Consider the following 884-nt stretch of genomic DNA (forward strand, 5'->3'; position numbering starts at 1 on the left):
AGAGCCTATCCCAAAAGGAATTGTCATATTGTATAATATTCTAGAACGGATAATTTCTGAAGGTATAGAGAGTATGGCAAACAACAAATGGCGGCTCAGTGATGAACTTTGGGGAAAAATGGCGCCACTTATTCCCGAACATAAAACTCAGCATCCGCTGGGCACACATCGTAAACGGGTTGATAACCGCGCCGCTATGGATGCCATCTTCTTTGTGCTCAGAACGGGCTGCCAATGGAACGCCCTGAATGCAACAGGAATATGCTCGTCAAGTTCGGCTCACCGTCGTTTTCAGGAATGGCGTGACGCCGGCGTTTTTGAACGCTTCTGGCAAAACGGTTTACTGGCCTGCAAGCATCTCGCGATCATCGACTGGTCGTGGTTATCACTGGATGGCTGCATGACCAAATCCCCTTTAGCGGGGACAAAAAAACAGGTCGTAACCCCACGGACCGGGGGAAACAAGGCGTAAAACGCAGTCTCATGACCGAGGCTAACGGGCTTCCTCTTTCACTCGTTGTTGCCGCGGCAAACACGCACGATATCAAATTGGTTGCAGATACGCTTGATGCACTTCAGACAGGCAAGCCCGGTAAAAAGGTCAGGCTGTGTCTGGATAAGGGATATGATGCTGAATGGCTGAGAGGCTATCTACAGAGTCGGCACTACGAGCCGCACATCCAGTCTCGCAAGGAAGAATCAGATGCCTGCCAGAATACGGACTTTAAAGCTCAAAGATGGGTTGTCGAGAGGACGCATAGCTGGATGAATCGCTTTCGCCGGATACTGATCCGATGGGAAAAGAAGGTCGAAAACTATGAAGCTATGTTACATTTTGCGTGCGGGATTATAGTTTGGAACAAAACCCTATTGGGATAGGCTCT

1 pseudogene is annotated in these 884 nt (G+C 49.2%); it reads left to right on the forward strand.

What is annotated here, in order from left to right:
• Positions 1-118: 118 nt before the first annotated feature.
• Positions 119-879, forward strand: a pseudogene (locus tag ACGF49_RS24605) (IS5 family transposase).
• Positions 880-884 lie beyond the last annotated feature (5 nt).

It is taken from the genome of Photorhabdus sp. RM96S, assembly GCF_042879335.1.
Taxonomy (GTDB): domain Bacteria; phylum Pseudomonadota; class Gammaproteobacteria; order Enterobacterales; family Enterobacteriaceae; genus Photorhabdus; species Photorhabdus kayaii.